Here is a 17277-nt window from a genome sequence, read left to right as displayed (position 1 = left end):
TGACGCACCGAATTAATAAAAACTTTAGGAGAAATGGATCAATAAAGAGGTTATTTCGGCGAGACCACCAGACGGCGGACGAGGACCAAAATTTGGAACAGCTCCCAGTCCAGGTGGCGCAGCTGCTCCGTCTTCGCAGACAGATACCGCCCCTCTACGCCTTGCTCGCGGTTAACGCTTCGGCGCTTGCTTTCACCCACCGGCACCTTGCACCCGCGTGGCTAACGATTGGCGTTGCGAGTGTTTTGGTTGCCGCCTGCCTGATCCGGTTGCTTGCATGGACGCTCCCGTTGAAAGCGGAGCGCCTTACGGTCGAACATGCCAGCGCTCAGATGCGCAGGACCACTAAGCTCGCCGTCGTCTTGGCAATTGCGTTCGTCGTCTGGGCGCTGAAGCTCGATCAGTATGGCGGCCCATACGAACACGGGCATGTAGCGATGTTCATTGCAGTGACAGTGCTCGGCTGCGTCTTCTGTCTGACCTATCTGCCAAGGGCTGCCGAGCTGGTCTGCGTCCTAGTGATCGGAACATTTCTGGTTTATTGCCTAATCAAAGGGACGGAGGTGCTCGTCGCGGTCGCGATCAACATCGCGTTGGTAAGCTGCGTAATTATTAAGGTTCTGAACGACTCCTTCTCGTCTTTCCTGAAACTGGAACAATCCCAAGCCGAACTCAGCAAGGAACGGCAGCAGGCCAATCGGCTCAGCAAGCAAAACGAGGTCCTCGCCCACACCGACGCGCTCACGGGCTTGCCGAACCGGCGGCTGTTCTTCAGCGAACTCGAACGGCTTCTCGCTGCCGACGGGACAGGGGCCACGGTCGGTGTCGTCGATCTCGATCGATTTAAGCCGATCAACGACATCTACGGTCATTCCCAGGGTGACCGATTGCTTCAGGCGATTGGGGAGTGGTTGCTCACGCTCGCTTCGCCGGAGGTGATGGTTGCACGACTCGGCGGGGACGAATTCGGCCTTCTGCTGAAGGGTGACTCCGGCGTGGCCAGTATCGCCGAGGCAGTCTGCGATGCCATCAAGGATCCGATTCAGGCAGGCGACACCCGCCTATCGGTCGGCTGCTCGCTGGGCCTCGCAACGTATCCTGAGGGTGGACGCACCGCTCACGACCTGTTCGACCACGCCGATGCCGCGCTTTATCACGCCAAGGAGCGGCGGCGCGGCGGCTGGGTGTCGTATACGCGAGAGCTCAACCAAGTGCTTCAGACCGGCAAGCTTGTGGATGCGGCTCTGCAGACCGCCGATCTGCAACTGGAATTAAGTGTCGTCTTCCAATCGATCCATGAGACCCGAAGCCTTGAGGTCGTCGGCTACGAGGCGCTGGCCCGGTGGCATTCGCCGAAGATAGGCTTCGTCCCTGCTGACGTCCTCATCGCCGCGGCAGAGCGCACTGGTATGATGAATCGCCTCACGCTTGAGCTCTTTGACAAGTCTTTGGCAGTTCTCAGATCGCTACCAGCGGGCAAGCGGATCAACTTCAATCTGTCAGCTCTCGATCTCGTCAGCGATCATACGGTCGAGCTACTATTGCGCAGAATAAAGCAAGAAAATCTTGACCCTTCAAAGGTTGTCTTTGAGCTAACCGAGTCGTCACTTGTCACTGACATGGAAGCAGCTAGCAGATCGCTAGGCAGGCTTCGCGACGGGGGTTGCTTGCTTGCTCTCGATGACTTCGGGACAGGATATTCGAGTCTATCATCCCTGCACCAGTTGCCATTTCAGTATGTGAAGATCGACCGCAGTTTCACCTCGCGGTTGTCCGACATGGAGGGCCGGAAACTCATCAGCGCGATTCGCGGGCTCGCCCAGTCCCTTTCTCTCCAATGCGTTTTGGAGGGTATCGAGGCGGAGGCCCAGTTGCTTGAGGCGGGCCTCATCGGAATCGACTTCGTCCAGGGTTATTACCTAAGCCGACCCTGCTTATGGCAGGATATGTTGATCGAAGCGCCTCAGCTTAAGGTGGGGTAGGCCGAGCGCGCTGCTGTCTCGATAGGCCATCCCACGGCAATGTCGCGGCCAAAGCATTGAATTTAGGGCCGCCTTCAGGCTTGGGCCGCTGGCGCCTGTCTGGCACGTCTCGCAAACGGCTCTAGCGTCCTCAGATCGAAGGAGGGCCGTTTCGAGTAGATGCCACCAAGAGCATAAGGGTCCTTCCGCGTTGCCTCCGGTTGTGAAAAGCTAGTGAGTGCCACAAAAGCTCAACGTGCCAACTCGCCAGGAAGCGGCGACGTCAGGGACGGGCTAGCGAGAGCGGTGCACAACTGCCGCCAGAGAACAATTCGGCAGTGTAAAACGAACACGGGGGGCTGCGGCTGTGGCTTTATCGACAAACAACAGCTGAGCTCAGCATCCTCTGCTTACACGGCACTCCACGTCCTGTCCCGTGTTTAGCTAAGCGGCGGCGAGCTTGCTTGGATCGGGGCGGCCGCCGCTGATCAACTGATCGAGCGCTTGAGTCAGTATAATCAGATTGGTCGGCTTACGGACGATGTGCGAGTGGCTGTGCCGGCCATCGCCCGTAACCGTCTCGTAGCCAGTGCAGAAGAGATAGGGGATATCGCGCGTTCGGAGCAGATCTGCGACGGGATAGACGTGCTGGCCGTTCAGGTTGATGTCCAGCACAGCTGCGTCGGGCGTGGACCCATCCGACAGCAAAGCAAACGCCTCTTCCACAGTGCCTGCCGGGCCCATCACAGTCCAACCCTCGGCCCGCAGCGCGTTCGCCATTTCCATGCCGACCAAAAGCTCGTCCTCGACTACCAGCAGCGTGCCGCGTCGGGCCGCGATGGTGGAGCCCGTGTCCAACTCGGCGGCGGCAGCTTCGACGCGGAAATTGGCCTTCGGAAATTGTGCTGTGACCCGCACGCCCGTGGTTGCCCAGCTCGTCTCAATGCGACCGCCGAGTTGACGCGAGACGGTGTCCATCAGCGTCGTGCCAAAGCCCGAGCGCGTGAGCCCACCAACAGCAGGACCCGCCGATTCGCTCCATTCAATTTCAAGATTCTCGTCGGCATCGACATACCATTGAACATCGACCCTGCCCGCGATCGTTGAGAAGGCTCCATGTTTCACCGCGTTGGTGGCCAGTTCGTGGACCAGCAAACTGAGTGGTTGGACAGCATTGGGGGTAAGCACGACCTTGGGACCCTTGCAGCGCAGCTGGCCCGGCTTATGATAGGCGGCCGTCTCATCGGCGACGATTTTGCTGAGTTCTCCGCCCTGCCAGCGGTTTTGGGCAAGCAGACTGTGAGCTCGGCCCAGCGCGCCGACCCGCCCACGCACCGCCTCAATAAATTCCTGTTGGGTCGGCGCGGTGGTCATCGACACCAGCGCCTGAACGACGGCCAGCGCGTTCTTGGCACGGTGGTCCACCTCACGCGTTAACAACAGGCGCGCTTCTTCATTGGCCAGCCGCTCGGTGATGTCGCGCAGGATAACGGTTGACAGCCGCTCGCCCTCCACTTGGACTTGTGAGATCGATGCCTCGACCGGAAACTCCTGGCCATCGGCGCGCAGCCCACTGATCGCGCCCAACGCACCCATCCGTCGCCCGGTGACTCCGGTGTTCCGGAAGCGGCGGATATGGTCGTCGTGCCCGGTGCGGAAACGGTCCGGGATAAACTGCGAGATCGGCTGACCCATCGCATTTTCCTTCGACACGCCAAACATCTGCTCGGCGGCTGGATTGAAAAGGATGATGCCTTGGCGCTCGTCGATAGTGATAATCGCATCCATGGCGCTGGCGACGATACCCTCCAGCCGCCGCTTTGTCTCGATAACCTCACGCTCTAGGATGGTTTCTGGCATCTGATCAGCCCCCCGTCGATCGGTTATAGTTAAAGTCCTGGGAAATGAAACCATCGATATTGTTAACCTTTGAGAAGAATCTGGCCTTAGCAGCAAGGGGGGTGGGACACTCATAACGGGTACGGAACAAACGTCGAGGTGAAAGTTAACCCGTTCCCTCTACTGAAAAGCTGATTGGCGATCAGAGGGGTAAACGTGTTCCGGCTGTATGCTTGCTTAGCTAACGAGCATGATGGGCGGTTTATTTCGCTGGCTATCGCCGTGTGTCTGCTCACGTCCGTCACCGCGTTTGCCGTCGCGGCCCGAACGCGTGACCTCAGCCGTCAAGATCGGGTTCGGCACGCGCTCTTGCTTGGCGTCCTTTCGGGCGCCGGGATCTGGACGACTCATTTCATTGCGATGCTTGCCTACCAGTTGTGGCTGCCGAGCCAGTATTTGATTGCGCCCACCGTCGCATCGATCGGCATATCAGTAATAATGGCGAGTTTGGGCTGGTGGCTCTCCCTGAAGAAGGGGAGACTCTCTTTCGCCATGGCTGCTGCCATGTTCACGCTCGGTGTCGGGTTGATGCATTTCATCGGTATGGAGGCTTTGGTATCCCAGGGCCGCATCCTCTATGATGCATCTTTTGTGGCATTGTCGGCGCTGGGGTCTTTCGGTGCGATCGCTTTCGCTATGCACTGGCGGCATCGCTGGCCCTCGGGGTTCCCGGCCGTGCCGGCCGCTTTGCTGACGCTAGGTATCTGCGCCTTACATTTCGGAGCAATGGCCGCCGCGACGGTGATCCCAAGCGGGGTAGATCCTGGGATGGGTGCGACGATCGGCCGCGAGACCTTGGCCATCCTCGTAGCCGTGTGCCTGCTGCCGCTGTTTGGTGCCGGCGTCGCCGTGGCCCTGCTGAACCGGCGGCTCGCTGGCCTTGCTCAGGTCGCTGCCGAACTGGCATCTCACGACCCATTAACGGGCGCGGTGAACACGATCGGCTTCACGGCCAAACTCAAGACGGCAATACAGGACAGCCACGCGCAGGATGAGGCATTCGCACTGCTTTACCTAGATATTCACCGTTTCAGCGCGATCAACTCATTGAACGGCCAGCTCGTCGGCGATGCGTTGCTCGTCGGAACGATAGCTAAGGTTCAGGCTGTTTGCAGTGGCGCGCCGGTTGCGCGCTTCGGTGCCGACAAATTCGCGATCGTTTTGGCACTCGGCTCAGGGGCCCGGTCCGCAGGCGAAGTCGCTGAACGCTTGATAGAAGCGATGGGGGCGCCGCTCGTGATTGACGGCAAGGCTATCGTTGCTAGCCTCAACATCGGTATCGCGTATTACCCCGAGGACGCGTCAGAAGCGAAGTTGTTGTGTCGCAAGGCCGAGCTCGCGCTTTACCGCGCCAAATCGATTGGCGCCGGGGTCGCCTGCCGATTCGATAAGGCTCTCGATACGGTGGCGCCAAATCGTCACCGCCTGGAAGCGGACCTTCCCGATGCGTTGGCCAAGGCCCAGTTTTCTCTTCACTATCAGCCCATTGTTTGCGTGGAGACCGGCGGCGTCCTAGGTTTTGAGGCTTTGCTGCGGTGGCATCATCCCGACTTTGGCAACATCCCGCCATCGACGTTTATCCCTTTAGCCGAGACCGGAGGGGATAAGGGGCTCATGATGGAAATCGGATCATGGGTGCTCCGCGAGGCATGCCATGAGGCGCAAAGCTGGGAGCAACCGCTCAAGATCGCGGTGAATCTGTCGCCAACCCAGTTTGCCGACCGTGATCTGGTGAGAAAGGTCCGCGCCGTGCTCGACAGCAGCGGCCTCGATCCGACCCGACTCGAACTGGAAATTACCGAAGGCTTGCTGATCGAAAACACCGAACAGGCGCTGAGCGTTTTGCGGGAGATTAAATCGTGGGGCGTCAGCATCGCGATGGACGATTTCGGAACTGGTTTTGCCTCACTCAGCTACTTTCGGCAGTTCCCCTTCGACAAGGTCAAGATCGATCAGAGCTTCATCCGTGACATGGCCGAAAATCGCCAGTCGATGGCGGTAGTGAAGGCGGTGATTGGTCTGAGCAAAGCGCTCGACATGCTTGTCCTCGCGGAAGGCGTCGAGACCGTCAACCAGTTGGAAATCCTGGCGGCGGAGGGATGTTCACAAGTGCAGGGCTATCTCATTGGCCGACCGGCGCCCGCAGCGAGTTTCGACCGCGAGACCCGTCGGCAGAGCATGGAGAGTCACAAGTGCGGTAGCCGCTGCGATCAGTGTCTTGAACGCCTGCGCCCTCCGAGCGGCATTCGCGCGATGAGACTGCCCCTTGTCCACACCACATTGTGCCGGTCGGGCCGGCAAGCTGCTTGACTGGCAGGGGCGCGGCGCTTGCGGACGGCTTCCTGCCCGGTGAACTTGCTGTGCTAGTGTGGGAGCATGCGAACAATTGATAACCTGCATCACTCATGCAGTGCAGTGGCAGGGAGCACACATGGCGATGGGGCAGATCAAACGGTTGACGTCGATCGTTTTCGGGAGGCAGGATTGCTCCCCAACATGTCGCTCTCGGAAGGATGCAACCATGGTCGAGGTTGAATTCCAGGACGATGTGGCTCGCATCGCTTACGTTAATAGGGTCCTCGCGCAGAAGCAGCTGCGCTTGCTGGAAGAGGCTGACATCGGCGAGGACAATCGCATTGCGCAGGCATTCGCATCGCCGGTCTTCTGCATCACCTTCGGTGTGCTCTTCACCGTCTTGATATTTGCCATTGGCGCCATATTCGCGGTGCTTGTCTGACGCCAATCTGTCGTGGCCGAGCCGCGGAGTTCAGAGCTGTAACTCATCATCGCCGCGTCGGACGTAATCGGCTCTCACTATGCTGCGAAATTACGCGGATCGAATCAGCGGACAAAAGTTGGAGGGCAGGGATATTGTGACCGGCGTATCAAGGCCTTTCGGCTAGAAAACGCTACAACAAACGCGCGTGCAAATGCTACAGCAGCACGGGCCTAAGCCCTTGTAAAGGCTCACTTTCTTGAAAATGGTCGGGGAGAGAGGATTCGAACCTCCGGCCCCTGCCTCCCGAAGACAGTGCTCTACCAGGCTGAGCTACTCCCCGACGGAGTCCGGTCGTTCATGCCTTCGGGGGCCGACCGGGTTGCTTGGAGGCGCGCCTATAGACACAGGTTTCGCGGCTTTCAAGCGTCGCGTGCGTCCAGCATTTCCTCGACCGCGATGAATTTTTCGCGCGGCGCTCCGTCGCGGGCGCGCGCCGCCTCCGCCGCCTCGATCCGGTGCCAGTCGTCGAAGCTTACCGTCTCCACTCCGCGCGCCACCAGCATCGCATCGAGCGCGGTGCCGCCGTCCTTGCCTGCGGCCTGCGGCTGATCGGCGGCGATCGCGTCGGCGATGCGATAGCCGTCGGGCCGGTTGGTGCCGATCGTGCCGGTCGGCCCGCGGCGCGCCCAGCCGACGCAGTAGAGGCCGGGCGCCATCCGCCCTTCGTCATTGGCGAAGCGGCCGGCGGGCTCGTCATAGGGCACGCCGGGGATCGGCGGGCTGCGATAGCCGATGCAGGCGACGACCAGACCGCAATCGATCGTCTCGATCTCGCCGGTGGGCAGCACCGCGCCGTCGCCATCCAGCCGGATCCGTTCGACTTCGATCCGCTCGACCCGGCCGTCACCCGTGATCGCGACCGGGCGGGTGAAGAAGCGGAAGTCGATCGTGACCGGCCGGGCGCCGTCATCCGCCGCGCCCGCATAATGGCGCAGATGGCCGACCGCCTTGCGCTGGCCGGCATCGAGCGCGGCATCGCTTTCGATCGGCGGCAGATCGGCGGGATCGACCTGGACCCGCGCCCGCTCCAGCGCGCCGAGCTCGCCCAGCTCCTTCGGCGTCATGTGGATCTGGTGCGGGCCGCGCCGGCCCAGCACCACGATGCGCCGGATGCCGGCATTGCCCAGCGCCTCGAACGCATGCGCCACGATGTCCGTGCCGACGAATTCGGCCGGGCTCTTGGCCAGGATCCGCGCGACATCGAGCGCGACATTGCCGTTGCCGACGACGACCGCGGTCTGCCCATCCAGCGGCGGCGCGAGATCGGCGAAATCGGGATGGCCGTTGTACCAGCCGACGAACGCGGCCGACCCGATCACGCCGGGCAAGTCATCGCCCGGTATCTCGAGCCGGCGATCGGCCGGCGCGCCGGTCGCGATCACGACCGCATCGTAGAGCGCGCGCAGCTCCTCGACGGTCACGTCGCGGCCGACCGCGACATTGCCGAGGAACCGCACGCCCTTGCCTTCGGCGATCGCCTCGTAGCGGCGGGTGACGGCCTTGATCGTCTGGTGATCGGGCGCGACGCCAAAGCGGATCAGCCCGAACGGTACGGGCAGCCGATCGATGATGTCGATCCGCACGTCCGCACCGAACCGCTGGGCGCAGGCCTCGGCCGTGTAATAGCCCGCCGGCCCCGATCCGATCACCGCGATGTGCCGCATGGCCGCTCCTTCGATGCCTGATGCCGGACCCTAGCGGCTGGACCCAAGCTGGCAAGCGCCGGCCGACAGGCCGATCTGGCGCGCGCGGCGAGCCGACTTCGATTTTCGGGGACGGGCCATGCACTTGGCTGCTGGCAGGACGCCTTTTCTATTGCTACCGGCGATCTGGTGAATCCCGTGGAAATCATTGCCGCCTTGCTGGGCGTGATCAACATGCTGCTCGTGATCCGTCGAAATATCTGGAACTTCCCGGTCGCGCTGGTGATGGTCGCGCTCTACGCGCTCGTCTTCCACGACGTGCATCTTTACGGCGACATGACGCTGCAGGGCTTCTTCTTCGCAGTGAATCTCTACGGCTGGTGGGCCTGGTCGCGGGTCGATCGGGCGGACGGCGAGATCCCGGTGCGGCGGCTGGGTGTGGCGGCGCTGATCCGGTGGATCATCGGCATCGTCGTCGTCACGCTGCTGTTCGGCGCGCTGCTCGCCGGATGGACCAGCGCGGCGCTGCCCTATCCCGATGCCGGCGTCGCGGTCGGCAGCGTGGCTGCGCAGATCCTGCTCGCCCGCCGTTTCGTCGAGAATTGGCCACTGTGGGCCGCGGTCGATGCGCTGGCGATCGCGGTCTATGCCGCCAAGGGCCTCTATCCCACGGTCTGCCTCTATACGCTGTTCCTGGTGCTGGCGCTGATCGGCTGGCGCAGCTGGGCGCGTGCCCCACGCAGCCAGGCGGCAGTGCCGGCATGAGCCGCCGGGTGCCGACGATCTGCCTGCACGGACCCGAAAGCGTGGGCAAATCCACGCTCGCGCCGCGGCTGGCGGATCTGTTCGGGGCGGTCCACGTGTCCGAATATGGCCGCAGCTTCTGTGAGACCTATGGCATCGATCTGAGCATGGAGGATCTGGTCGACATCGGCGAGACCCATGCAGCGATGACCGAGGCGGCGCGCGCGCGGGGCGCGCAGATGATCATCCTCGATACCGATCCCTTGATGACCGCGGTGTGGGCCGACATGCTGTTCAACAAGCGCGACCCGTGGTTCGCCGGGTTCGACGATACGGCCGATCTCTACCTGCTGCTGGACATCGATCTGCCGTGGGTGGACGATGGCACGCGCATGTTCGGCGCGCCGGCGGCGCGACGGCGGTTCTTCGATCTGTGCAAGGCCGAACTGGTACGGCGCAAGGTGCGCTGGCGGCTGATATCGGGCCAAGGGGAGGCGCGCTACGCCGCCGCGCTGGCCGCGATTCGCGAGGAAGGCATCGGCTGAGGGATTGCCAGCGCTTCGCCCCGGTGCAAGCAAGGCCGATCGATCCTGGGGGACTGCCGTTCATGCCGCACCATCGCCTGACCCTGCTTGCCGCCTGCGTCGGGCTGGCGATCGCCGCGCCGGCCGCGGCGGAAACCGTGGTCGTGACGGCCGCCCGGCTGTTCGACGCGCCGACCGGGCGGCTGCTGGACGAGCCGGTGGTGGTGGTGACCGACGGACGAATCGTATCCGTTGTCACGCGCGGCGGGGCGCGGCCGGTGATCCCCGAAGGCGCGCGGCGTGTCGACCTGGGTGACATGACGATCCTGCCGGGACTGATCGACATGCATGTCCATCTCGATTCGAGCCCGCTCTACGGCGGCTATACCGGGCTGCGCTTCACCGACAGTTTCTGGCAGGCGCAGGCGACCGGCAATGCCGCGGCCATGCTGCAGGCGGGGTTCACCACGGTGCGCAACGTCGGATCCGAGAACTACAATGACGTCGGGCTGAAGCAGGCTATCGAGGAAGGGCTGATCCGCGGGCCGCGGATCGTTCCGGCGGCGCACGCACTGGGCGCGACCGGCGGTCATTGCGACAGCACCTATCTGCCGCCCTCGTTCAAGGCGAAGTCTGTCGCGGTCGGAGATTCGCCGGAGGAACTGCGCCAGCGGGTGCGCGAGCAGCGTAAATATGGTGCGGAAGTGATCAAGGTCTGCGCCACCGGTGGCGTCTTCTCGCGCAATACCGAGCCGGGCCAGCAGCAGCTGTCCGAAGCCGAATTGCGAGCGATCGCGGAGGAAGCGCATATGTGGGGGCTGAAGGTGGCCGCGCATGCGCATGGCGCGGCGGGCATCAAGGCTGCGATCCGCGCCGGGATCGATACGATCGAGCATGCCAGCCTGATCGACGACGAAGGCATCCGGCTGGCCAAGGAACGCGGCGCCTGGCTGGCGATGGATATCTTCAACACCGATTATACCCAGGCCGAAGGGGCGAAGAACGGCGTGCTGGAGGATAATCTGCGCAAGGATCGCGAAGTGGCGCAGATCCAGCGCGACAATTTCCGCAAGGCGCACAAGGCCGGCGTGAAGCTGGTCTTCGCCACCGATGCAGGCGTGATGCCGCACGCCACCGCCGCCGGCCAGCTGAAGGTGATGGTGCAATATGGCATGACGCCGGCCGAAGCGCTGCAGGCCGCCACCGTGCGCGCGGCCGAGGCGCTGGGCCGCACCCGCGATGTCGGCGCGATCCAGGCGGGGCGCTATGGCGACATCATCGCGGTCGCGGGCGATCCGCTCGCCAATGTTCGCACGCTCGAACAGGTGGCGTTCGTGATGAAGGGCGGCGTGGTCGAGAAGGGGGATGCGCCGCGCTGAACCGCGCTCGCGGCCGCACGTTCATGCGCCCGAACCAGGAGGCGCCGCATGACCGAGGCCGAACAGCAGCAGACGTGGAAGGACTTTCGCGAGGCGGTCAATATGCCGCCCGCCCGGCTGGAAAAATGGCTCGCCAGCGAGGACAGCAAGCGCGTCGGCTGGAAGGGCGATGACGGCAAGGGATCCGGCGAAAGCGTGGGCCACAAGTCCGGCGAGCGGATCGTGGCGATCAAGCGGAAGAAGAAGGCCGATCTGACCGCGGCCGACTATGCCCACATGGCCAAGGTCGTCGGCTATGTGCGCCGCCACCTGGCGCAGAAGCCGAAGAAGGACGTCGAGACTTCCGACTGGCGCTATTCGCTGATGAACTGGGGTCACGACCCCTGCAAGTGAGCCGAGGACGGTGCGCGAAATCCCCTCTTCGCGGAGGAGCAGGGCCGCCCCTAGGGTCGTGGGGAGGGGTGACCGCGCTATCGAAAGTGCGGCTACCCCTCCGTCAGCGCTGCGCGCTGCCACCTCCCCTTCCAGGGGAGGATCAGCCTTTACTGCGACGGCGCGAGCTTGGTGTTGAGCACCCAGCCGACATTGTCGTTCTCGTCGGCCACCTGCCACCACAGGCCGTTCTTCTCGCCGGTGGGATAGAGGATCGACCCGGCCGGCAGCGTGCGGATCACGGCGCCCGCGGCTGCCGCCGTCTTGCGCATCGCGACGGGCCCTTGCGCAGTATAGGTCTTGGTGGGGGCGGCCTCGGCAGTGCCGACCGCGCCCGGCTGCACCAGGCCGAGCTCGGTCACCATCTTGGCATAGGCCTGGATGAAGGCCAGCGTCACGATCCGGCCGATGTCGGTCAATTCGTAGCCGCCGCCGACAACGCCGACTGCGCCGCCAAGGAAGCCGACGCCCGCGCCGCCGCCGAAGCTCAGATCATTCTTGGCGGCATGGCCGTCAACCACCGCCAGCGTCTCGGTCGTGCGCACGTTGGTCAGCGACAAGACGGTATTCGCTTCCAGCTTGCGGCTGCCGATGCCGCCGACCAGCCCGCCAAGCCGCCCGCCGACCAGCCCGCCGATGCCCGCGCCGATACCGCTGCCGCCAGTGTTGCGATCGGCCGCCTGCACTTCGGCCACCAGCACATAATCGGCCGCCTTGATCTGCCCCTGACCGACATTGGACCGCCGCTGCAGGCCGAGATTGCCGCCGATGTCACGCTCCAGCTGGGCCGCGTTCAGGCCGGCCCCGCGATCGACCAGGTTGAAACAACCCGAGCGCTGGACGAGCACCTTCAGCAGCTTGGCCGGCGGGGCCAGCTGATGCTGCTGCCAGCCATAGGGATTGTCGCCATCCGCGATCGAAACCGTGCCGAGCTTGCGGCTGCAGCGCGGCACATCCTGTACGGCGGCTTCCTGCAGCTTCTGGGCCTTCGATCCCTTGGCCTGGCGCTGGGCCATGGCGGGCTGCGCGGTCGCCGCGATCAGGGCGAGCGTGGAAAGGGCAGTGACGAACGATTTCATGAACCATGTCCCCCGACGATGAGTCGTCTTGTTGAATACAGCGTCGGGCGGGGGCTGGCCTAGTGAGGAACCGACACGGGCCCGCCGCCTGACTGGCGATGTCAATTATCCGACTGTGCGGGCGGCACTATGACCGCCATCACAAGCTGGTCAGGATGGGGGGCGGGCCGCGTAATAATCGGAAACCGCGATGATTTCCGCTTCGGTCAGACGATGCACTTCGGCGCGCATCGGGTTGGTAGCGCCGCTGCGGCCCCGGCCTTCGCCCGCGAACAAGTGCATCTGATCGATCAGATAGCGGCGGTTCTGGCCCGCCAGCCGCGGCATCTGTTCGGGCGACGATCCTTCGACCCCGTGGCAGCCGGCACAGGCGCCCACGCCGCGTGCGTCGATGCCCTGGCTCGCAATGCGCGCGCCCAGCGATCCGTCCACGGTCGGCAGCGGGGCGGGCGCGGCCTTGCCACCATAATGGACGGCAAGCGCATCGATCTGCGCAGGCGATAGCTGCGACGCCACGATTTGCATCGGCCCGCTCGACCGGCGACCGGCGGCGAAGGCCCGCAAAGAGTCGCGCAGGTAGCGCGGATCCTGGATGGCGAGATTGGGATAGCGGCTGCCGGCGCGGCCCGTGCCGTCCGCGCCGTGGCAGCGCGCGCAGGCCGGACGCGGATCGTCGGCATAGGCGAGATCGTCTAGGCCTGATGCGGGCGCGGTGTAGCGATGCTCGTCCGCGGGCCACTCGTCGCGGTTGCGCAGATTGTAGGGTGTGGCGCGCAGGATCGGGCCGAAGCCGAGCGGCTTCGATGTGGGCGGCAGGAAGGGATCGCCATAGGCCAGCTGACGATAGCGCGCTTCCGGCATCCGCGGCAGCTGGCGCAGGAATGCCACGACCGACCAGATCTCGTCGCTGCGCTTCGCCGCCGGCCAGGCCGGCATCGCGCTCAGCTTCACGCCGTGGCGCACGATCCAGAACAGCTCGTCGTCCGAGAACTGGCCAACGACCGCCGGCAGATATTGCGGCCGCGGGCTCATCGACAGCGCGACCGGGTTCTGGCCGATCCCGGGCGATCCATGGCACCGCGCACAGCTGAGCGCGAACATGCCCGCGCCCGCCATCAACCGGCTGGGATCATCGAGATCGGCTGGGCGGGGCGTGCCGCCGGCGTGCGCGGCCACCGATCGCTTGAACACGCCGTGGACGAGCCGGGTCACGATCGGCGAATCGGGGGTTGTGGCGGCGAAGCCGAGCAGGCCGGAGGCGGCGACCGCGATTGCCAGGATAGCGGCGGCGAGTATGGCGACGATCAGCGGGCCGACCCATTGGCGCAGACGCGAAGGGAAGATATGCCTCACTTCGGCCGAATGCGGGCCGTTGCGGAAGGTTCCATCGGTCCAGCGGATCGCACGTGCCCCGGTTGACCGCGCGGGATCGCGCCACTATAGCGCCGCCTCGCCCGAGGGCTGGAGGATGGTGGCCGCATGGCCGGTATCCGCCGTTGGGCGAGCTGAACATTGCCGATGCGTGAGAAGGCCAGGGGGCCGTTATGGCCGCCGGGTCCTTCGTGCATTTTCGGGGTGGTGCCCCGAATCTGCGGTTGCGGGCATCGGTAAAGTAACCGCTATCAAGAGGTGAAGGGCTTCATGCCGACGATCAACCAGCTGATCCGCAAGGGTCGCGAACCGCAGAAGGCCAAGTCTAAGGTCCCTGCGATGGAGCAGAACCCGCAGAAGCGCGGCGTCTGCACCCGTGTCTACACCACGACCCCGAAGAAGCCGAACTCGGCGCTGCGCAAGGTGGCCAAGATCCGCCTGACCAACAGCCGCGAAGTGATCAGCTACATCCCGGGCGAGGGCCACAACCTGCAGGAGCACTCGGTGGTGCTGATCCGCGGCGGCCGTGTCCGCGATCTTCCCGGCGTGCGCTATCACGTGCTACGCGGCGTGCTCGACACGCAGGGCGTGAAGAACCGCAAGCAATCCCGCTCCAAGTACGGCGCCAAGCGTCCGAAGTAAGCCGGTCGGCGGCTGATCGCCGCGTCCGACCCCCAAGGCTGAAGTTCAGAGGAAGAATAAGATGGCTCGTCGTCGTCGTCCCGAAAAGCGCGAAATCCTGCCGGATCCCAAGTTCGGAGATATCGTGCTCTCCAAGTTCATGAATTCCGTCATGCTCGACGGGAAGAAGTCGGTTGCCGAAGGCATCGTCTATTCCGCGCTCGAGACCGTCGAGACCCGCGCCAAGCGCGAGCCGCTCGGCGTGTTCCATGACGCGCTCAACAACATCAAGCCGGGCATCGAAGTCCGTTCGCGCCGCGTCGGCGGTGCGACTTACCAGGTGCCGGTCGAGGTGCGGACCGAGCGTTCGCAGGCGCTGGCGATCCGCTGGCTAATCTCGGCTGCGCGCGCGCGCAGCGAGAACACGATGTCGGCGCGTCTGTCGGGCGAGCTGCTCGACGCCGCCAACAACCGCGGCAACGCGGTGAAGAAGCGCGAGGATACGCACCGCATGGCGGAAGCGAACCGCGCCTTCTCGCACTACCGCTGGTAAGGTTCGTTCCTATATGGGGGTGGGAGCCGGGCTCCCATCCCCATCGCCGCTGGCCCTGAGCTTGTCGAAGGGCTGCCTGTCTTCTTCCCGTCACGAGAAGAGGTGCAGGGCTTCGACAAGCTCAGCCCCAACGGGTTTTCTGAAGTTCGGCGCGCCTCGGCAGATCAGGGGCGGAGTATGACGATCATGGCCCGCAGCCACCCGCTCGCGAAGTATCGCAACATCGGCATCATGGCGCACATCGACGCCGGCAAGACGACGACGACCGAGCGTATCCTCTATTACACCGGCAAGTCCTACAAGATCGGCGAAGTGCACGAAGGCACCGCCACGATGGACTGGATGGAGCAGGAGCAGGAGCGCGGCATCACGATCACGTCGGCCGCGACGACCTGCTTCTGGAACGATCACCGCATCAACATCATCGACACGCCCGGCCACGTCGATTTCACGATCGAGGTCGAGCGTTCGCTGCGCGTGCTCGACGGCGCGGTTGCCTGCTTCGACGGTGTCGCCGGGGTGGAGCCGCAGTCCGAGACGGTGTGGCGCCAGGCCGACAAATATGGCGTGCCGCGGATGTGCTTCGTCAACAAGCTCGACCGCACCGGCGCCGATTTCTATTTCTGCGTCGATTCGATCATTCAGCGGCTCGGCGCGCGCCCGGCGGTTCTGTATCTGCCGATCGGCATCGAGGGCGGCTTCAAGGGCTTGGTCGACCTGGTCGAGAACCGCGCGATTATCTGGCTCGAGGAAAGCCTGGGCGCGAAGTTCGAATATCAGGAGATCCCCGACGACCTGAAGGAAAAGGCCGCGAAGTATCGCAGCGACCTGATCGAGATGGCCGTCGAGCAGGACGACGACCTGATGGAGGCCTATCTCGAAGGCAACGAGCCCAGCATCGACGACCTGAAGAAGCTGATCCGCAAGGGGACGCTTGAGATGGCGTTCGTGCCGATCGTCTGCGGCTCCGCGTTCAAGAACAAGGGCGTGCAGCCGCTGCTGGACGCGGTGATCGACTATCTGCCGAGCCCGCTCGACGTGCCCGCGATCAAGGGCGTGAAGCTCGACGGCGAGACGCCGGACGAGCGTCCGTCGGACGATGCTGCGCCGTTCTCGGCGCTGGCGTTCAAGATCATGAACGATCCGTTCGTCGGCACGCTGACCTTCGCGCGCATCTATTCTGGCAAGCTGGAAGCGGCGACCCAGGTGATGAACTCGGTCAAGGACAAGAAGGAAAAGGTTGGCCGCATGCTGCTGATGCATGCCAACAGCCGCGAGGACATCACCGAGGCCTATGCCGGCGACATCGTCGCGCTGGCCGGCCTTAAGGACACGACCACCGGCGACACGCTGTGCGCGCCGAACGCGCCGATCATCCTGGAGCGGATGGAATTCCCCGAGCCCGTGATCGAGCTGTCGGTGGAGCCGAAGACGAAGGCCGACCAGGAGAAGATGGGCGTCGCGCTCAACCGCCTCGCCCGCGAGGATCCGTCGTTCCGCGTCTCGTCCGACTCCGAATCGGGTCAGACGATCATCAAGGGGATGGGCGAGCTCCACCTCGAGATCCTGGTCGACCGCATGAAGCGCGAGTTCAAGGTCGAGGCGAATGTCGGCGCGCCGCAGGTGGCGTATCGCGAATATCTGAAGAAGCCGGTCGACGTCGACTATACCCACAAGAAGCAGTCGGGCGGCACTGGCCAGTTCGGCCGCGTGAAGGTGAAGCTGACGCCGGGCGAGCGCGGCGCGGGCATCATCTTCAAGGACGAGATCAAGGGCGGTAATATTCCCAAGGAATATATCCCCGCGATCGAGAAGGGCTTCCGCGAGACCGCGGCGACCGGTTCGCTGGTCGGCTTCCCGATCATCGATTTCGAGATCGTGCTGTATGACGGCGCGTATCACGACGTCGACTCGTCTGCGCTGGCGTTCGAGATCACCGCGCGTGCGGCGATGCGCGAGGCGGCCCAGAAGGCCGGCATCACGCTGCTCGAGCCGGTGATGAAGGTCGAGGTCGTGACGCCCGAGGATTATCTGGGCGACGTGATCGGCGACATGAACAGCCGTCGTGGCCAGATCCAGGGCACGGACACGCGCGGCAACGCGCAGACCGTGGAGGCGATGGTGCCGCTGGCGAACATGTTCGGCTACGTCAACGCGCTGCGCTCGTTCACGCAGGGCCGGGCCAGCTATTCGATGCAGTTCTCGCATTATGACGAAGTGCCGCAGAACGTGGCCGACGAGGTCAAGGCGAAGCTGGCGTAACCTGTTTTTTGTCGCTAAGGGCGCGTCCGC

Annotated in this window: 14 protein-coding genes and 1 tRNA gene; 10 read left to right on the top strand and 5 right to left on the bottom strand. The window is 63.8% G+C overall.

Annotated features, from left to right (window positions below):
• The first annotated feature begins 113 nt into the window (after nucleotides 1-113).
• Nucleotides 114-1982: a putative bifunctional diguanylate cyclase/phosphodiesterase gene (locus tag ABC347_RS10220; RefSeq protein WP_413245624.1), complete on the top strand. Its 1869-nt coding sequence runs from the start codon at nucleotides 114-116 to the stop codon at nucleotides 1980-1982.
• Nucleotides 1983-2405: 423 nt separating this feature from the next.
• Here the strand turns inward: ABC347_RS10220 and ABC347_RS10215 are convergent, their stop codons facing one another.
• Complete coding sequence (locus ABC347_RS10215; RefSeq protein ID WP_413245623.1) at nucleotides 2406-3821, bottom strand: HWE histidine kinase domain-containing protein; 1416 nt, start codon at nucleotides 3819-3821, stop codon at nucleotides 2406-2408.
• Nucleotides 3822-4016: 195 nt separating this feature from the next.
• Between ABC347_RS10215 and ABC347_RS10210 the strand changes: the two genes are divergently transcribed.
• On the top strand, nucleotides 4017-6170 hold the full coding sequence (locus ABC347_RS10210; RefSeq protein ID WP_413245622.1) for a putative bifunctional diguanylate cyclase/phosphodiesterase: 2154 nt from the start codon (nucleotides 4017-4019) through the stop codon (nucleotides 6168-6170).
• 211 nt (nucleotides 6171-6381) lie between these two features.
• Nucleotides 6382-6597 (top strand): hypothetical protein, encoded by a 216-nt coding sequence (locus ABC347_RS10205; protein ID WP_413245621.1) that lies wholly within the window; start codon nucleotides 6382-6384, stop codon nucleotides 6595-6597.
• 245 nt (nucleotides 6598-6842) lie between these two features.
• Here ABC347_RS10205 and ABC347_RS10200 read toward each other — a convergent pair.
• Together ABC347_RS10200 and ABC347_RS10195 are read right to left on the bottom strand one after the other, a co-directional pair.
• Nucleotides 6843-6919, bottom strand: a tRNA-Pro gene (locus tag ABC347_RS10200).
• Between the two features lie 79 nt (nucleotides 6920-6998).
• On the bottom strand, nucleotides 6999-8303 hold the full coding sequence (locus tag ABC347_RS10195) for an FAD-dependent oxidoreductase (RefSeq protein ID WP_413245620.1): 1305 nt from the start codon (nucleotides 8301-8303) through the stop codon (nucleotides 6999-7001).
• Between the two features lie 168 nt (nucleotides 8304-8471).
• On the opposite strand from ABC347_RS10195, the gene pnuC reads away from it, so the two are divergent.
• The 4 genes from pnuC (at nucleotide 8472) to ABC347_RS10175 (ending at nucleotide 11322) form a co-directional block, all read left to right on the top strand.
• Nucleotides 8472-9047 carry a nicotinamide riboside transporter PnuC gene (gene pnuC / locus ABC347_RS10190; protein WP_413245619.1) on the top strand — a complete coding sequence of 192 codons (576 nt, stop codon included), beginning with the start codon at nucleotides 8472-8474 and terminating at the stop codon, nucleotides 9045-9047.
• Nucleotides 9044-9571, top strand: coding sequence for an AAA family ATPase (locus ABC347_RS10185; RefSeq protein ID WP_413245618.1), 528 nt, complete (start codon nucleotides 9044-9046; stop codon nucleotides 9569-9571). The genes pnuC and ABC347_RS10185 overlap by 4 nt, the downstream gene beginning before the upstream one ends.
• A 62-nt stretch (nucleotides 9572-9633) precedes the next feature.
• Complete coding sequence (locus ABC347_RS10180) at nucleotides 9634-10929, top strand: Xaa-Pro dipeptidase (protein ID WP_413245617.1); 1296 nt, start codon at nucleotides 9634-9636, stop codon at nucleotides 10927-10929.
• 48 nt (nucleotides 10930-10977) lie between these two features.
• Nucleotides 10978-11322 carry a DUF3140 domain-containing protein gene (locus ABC347_RS10175; RefSeq protein WP_413245616.1) on the top strand — a complete coding sequence of 115 codons (345 nt, stop codon included), beginning with the start codon at nucleotides 10978-10980 and terminating at the stop codon, nucleotides 11320-11322.
• Nucleotides 11323-11471: 149 nt separating this feature from the next.
• Here ABC347_RS10175 and ABC347_RS10170 read toward each other — a convergent pair whose 3' ends face one another.
• Both ABC347_RS10170 and ABC347_RS10165 read right to left on the bottom strand, forming a co-directional pair.
• Entirely contained in the window at nucleotides 11472-12440 is a 969-nt protein-coding gene (locus tag ABC347_RS10170; protein WP_413245615.1) for a CsgG/HfaB family protein, read from the bottom strand.
• 150 nt (nucleotides 12441-12590) lie between these two features.
• On the bottom strand, nucleotides 12591-13793 hold the full coding sequence (locus ABC347_RS10165; RefSeq protein WP_413245614.1) for a c-type cytochrome: 1203 nt from the start codon (nucleotides 13791-13793) through the stop codon (nucleotides 12591-12593).
• 288 nt (nucleotides 13794-14081) lie between these two features.
• On the opposite strand from ABC347_RS10165, the gene rpsL reads away from it, so the two are divergent.
• The 3 genes from rpsL (at nucleotide 14082) to fusA (ending at nucleotide 17247) form a co-directional block, all read left to right on the top strand.
• Nucleotides 14082-14453, top strand: coding sequence for a 30S ribosomal protein S12 (gene rpsL / locus ABC347_RS10160; RefSeq protein ID WP_413245613.1), 372 nt, complete (start codon nucleotides 14082-14084; stop codon nucleotides 14451-14453).
• 61 nt (nucleotides 14454-14514) lie between these two features.
• A complete protein-coding gene (rpsG, locus tag ABC347_RS10155) occupies nucleotides 14515-14985 on the top strand; it encodes a 30S ribosomal protein S7 (RefSeq protein WP_413245612.1) in 471 nt (156 codons plus the stop codon).
• Nucleotides 14986-15171: 186 nt separating this feature from the next.
• Nucleotides 15172-17247 carry an elongation factor G gene (gene fusA, locus ABC347_RS10150; protein ID WP_413247035.1) on the top strand — a complete coding sequence of 692 codons (2076 nt, stop codon included), beginning with the start codon at nucleotides 15172-15174 and terminating at the stop codon, nucleotides 17245-17247.
• The last annotated feature ends 30 nt before the right edge of the window (nucleotides 17248-17277 follow it).

Origin of the sequence: Sphingomonas canaveralia (assembly GCF_047238125.1) — a bacterium.
Classification (GTDB): Bacteria; Pseudomonadota; Alphaproteobacteria; order Sphingomonadales; family Sphingomonadaceae; genus JBDFMH01.
Note: the sequence above shows the minus strand (reverse complement) of the source record. Positions and strands in the feature narration are given on the sequence as shown.